The sequence below is a fragment of the Vicinamibacteria bacterium genome (assembly GCA_035620555.1).
Classification (GTDB): Bacteria; Acidobacteriota; Vicinamibacteria; order Marinacidobacterales; family SMYC01; genus DASPGQ01.
The window spans coordinates 1-3,229 of the sequence record DASPGQ010000255.1; the positions used below are offsets into that span (position 1 = coordinate 1).

At 61.5% G+C, this 3,229-nt stretch carries 3 protein-coding genes; all 3 read left to right on the plus strand.

Annotated features, from left to right (window positions below):
* The first annotated feature begins 42 nt into the window (after positions 1-42).
* Positions 43-288, plus strand: a complete 246-nt coding sequence (locus VEK15_10680) for an AbrB/MazE/SpoVT family DNA-binding domain-containing protein (protein ID HXV61150.1) — start codon at positions 43-45, stop codon at positions 286-288.
* The gene (locus VEK15_10685) at positions 285-674 is read left to right on the plus strand and encodes a type II toxin-antitoxin system death-on-curing family toxin (protein ID HXV61151.1); all 390 of its coding nucleotides are present in this window, start codon (positions 285-287) and stop codon (positions 672-674) included. Before VEK15_10680 ends, VEK15_10685 begins: the two co-directional genes overlap by 4 nt.
* A 296-nt stretch (positions 675-970) precedes the next feature.
* Positions 971-3,229, plus strand: a 2,259-nt coding sequence (locus VEK15_10690; protein ID HXV61152.1) for a protein kinase, incomplete at its 3' end; no start/stop codon positions are given.

A 3,229-nucleotide genomic window follows, 5' to 3' on the forward strand; every position in this document is an offset into this window, starting at 1 on the left:
TAGCATTTCAGAAACCACTGTAATTTAGTATTAAATATATATATGAAGAGGAAGCTGGTTCAAATCGGTCAGTCGCTCGCCGTGACCCTGCCCACTGAGGTGGTCAAGGAGTTCCATCTCGAGAAGGGACAGAGCGTCGAGGTGTCCGTGCACCCAAAGACGGGCGCCGTAACGATTCGTCCGGGCGTGAAGTACTTCGAGGATGGAAAGGTGACGGAGCGCTTCCGCAAAGCGGTGAGGACGCTCGTCAAGGAGCGGTCCGAGCTCTACCGACGCCTCGCGAAGTGATTCTTTACCTCTCGGTCGAGCAAGTGCTCGAGCTGCATGCGATCCTCGTGGACGCGTTCGGCGGGGCGGCCGAAATCCGCGACCGCGGAGGGCTCGAATCTGCGGTCGCACGGCCCGCGATGACCTTCGGCGGCGAGGACTTGTATCCGGACCTGGCGGCGAAAGCGGCAGCGTTGTTGCACTCCATCGTGCTCAACCATCCCTTCGTCGACGGGAACAAGCGGGCGGGCTCTGCCGCTTCCGAGTTGATGGTTCTCTTGAATGGGCACGTTCTCGGTGCGACCGACGACGAGATGGAGCAGGTGACGATGAGCGTCGCTCGAGGAGAGATGGATATCGAGCCGCTGACGATCTGGTTACGCCAACGGATCGCACAAAGCGATTGACCGCGATGGGCGCTCTGGCTCTTCTTGGCGTCCGGCCCTTTGCGACTTGCCCATGCGTCGCGGGTCCGTAACGCTGAACCGGAAGAGGCCCTTTTTCGACTCCGGAGATAGGCATAATTCTACCAGGGCGTCTTCCTCACTCAATCGAGTACAATTCACTCCGTGACGACCGCGTCGGGCGGATACGAGCTTCGATCCGTCATTCGTGAGACAGCGGTGAGCGGCCCGACCCGTGCCAATCGCGCCTGCTTGACATCGGACACCCGCGCACCAATCGTCCGGGAAAGAGAGCCATCATGATTGGAAGGGTTCTCTCTCACTACCGGATACTCGGTGAGATCGATCGCGGCGGCATGGGGATCGTCTACCGTGCTCTCGACCTGAAACTCAACCGGGAGGTCGCGGTCAAAGTCCTGCCTCCGGAGCTCGTCGCCGACAAAGAACGCAAAGCTCGCTTCATTCGGGAAGCTCAATCTGCCGGTGCGGTGCACCATCCTTATATCGCTTCCGTCTTCGAGATCGATGAGGTGGAAGGGATCACTTTCATCGCGATGGAGCTCATCGAAGGCACGACCTTGAGAGAGCAGGTTGCCGGGGGGAAGTTGACACTGTCCGGCGCTCTTACTCTGGCAACCGAGGCCGCAGAGGGCCTTGCTCGGGCGCACGAGAAAGGGATCGTCCATCGAGACCTCAAACCCGACAACATCATGGTCACCCAGGATGGCCATGCAAAGATCATCGATTTCGGCGTGGCCAAATTGATCGAGCCCCGGCTCGATAGCCCGCAGAGCGAAGACGCCACCGCGGTGCGGGTGGAGACCCAGGCGGGGATCACCATGGGAACCGTTTCGTACATGAGTCCGGAGCAAGCCCGTGGGGAGAAGACCGATCACCGAACGGACATATTCTCGCTGGGAGTGGTCCTCTTCGAGATGCTCACCGGGAAGAGGCCGTTTCATAGAGGAAGTACCGCGGAAACGCTGAGCGCCATCCTGAAAGAGGTGGCTCCCCCACTGGGCGAAATGCGACTCGAGTCTTCCACCGCGATCGTTTCCAGACTCCAGGACGTTCTGGAGAAATGTTTGGCCAAAGATCGGCGGGAAAGGTATCAAACCGTCAAGGATCTGGCTCTCGACCTGAAATCGATCCAGCGCCAGTCAGGAAGCGAGGTGCTGCCAGCCGTAGCCCCGAGCGTCTCGCGGTTCGAACGCAAACATGGATGGCTGGCCGCGTCGGCGCTGGTTGTCCTGGCGCTCGCGGCAATCACTTACCTGCTTTGGCCTCGTGAGGAGAAGCCGCCTCGGCTCACGAACCATAGTCAGCTCACGTCTGCCATTGGTTTGGAAGCTTATCCCACCTGGTCTCCCGAAGCGGGGAGGCTCGCCTATCACCTGGACCGCCGAGGCGATGGCGGAAACTTCGACATCTGGGTGGCGCAATTGGGCACCGGGTACGCGGTCAATTTGACCGAGGATCATCCCGGGAGGGATATGTTTCCCAGCTGGTCTCCCGACGGAAGCCAGATTGCCTTCTGGTCGGATCGAGAGGACGGCGGCTATTTTCTGATGCCGGCGCTGGGAGGCGCGCCGCGCAGGATCGTGAAGCAACGCGGCCGAGATGCTCCCGCGCTCCTTCCCCGCCCCGAGTGGTCCCCGGATGGAACCCATTTGGCTGCCGTGGTCTACGATGGGGGCGCCGCCTTCGCGGAGATCGTTTCCGTGGAGACCGGTGATGCTCGTCGGCTCTCGCTCCCGGGGCGCGAGCGCTACGCACGCATGGATCTCGCCTGGTCTCCCGACGGGCGCTCGTTTGCCTATGTGGATGGGCGCGATTACTCGAGCCAAATCGCCCGGGTTCAGCTGTTGGAGATCGAGAGTGGAGAGGCCGTGGCGCTGACCGATGGGCGCACTCAGGTCGCGAGTCCGTTTTGGTCTCCGGACGGGCGCTTTCTCTACTACGTGTCGAACAGAGGTGGAAGCCTGGATCTGTGGAGGCAAAGCCTGCGAGCGGGAAAGCCGGAGGGCGATCCCGAGCCGGTGACCACCGGCGTGGGTATCGCGAGCGCCGTCTTGTCTCCGGATGGTGCACAGCTCGCTTATTCCAAAGGCGCGGTCATCAGCAACGTGTGGCGCGTGCCGATCCGAGAGGAGCGTCCAGCGACCTGGGCCGATGCCCAACAGATTACGTTCGATGAGGCTTACATCGAGATGCTGGCCCTTTCCCCCGACGGAAAAACGCTCGCGGTGAGCTCGGACCGATCGGGCAATCCGGACCTGTGGATCGTCCCGGCTGGGGGTGGCAACATGCGACAGCTCACCACCGACCCGACGCCCGACTGGGCTCCCAGCTGGTCTCCGGATGGGAAGGAGATTGCTTTTTACGCCCATCGGAGCGGGCAGCGGCAGGTCTGGATACAACCCCTGGATGGAGGGCCGGCCCGCCAGCTGACCCGGGGCGAGGTCGAGAGCACTTTCCCCAGCTGGTCCCCGAACGGACGGGAGATTGCTTTCCTTTCGCGTCGGGACGCCAAGTTCGAGATTCGGGTGGTGCCGACT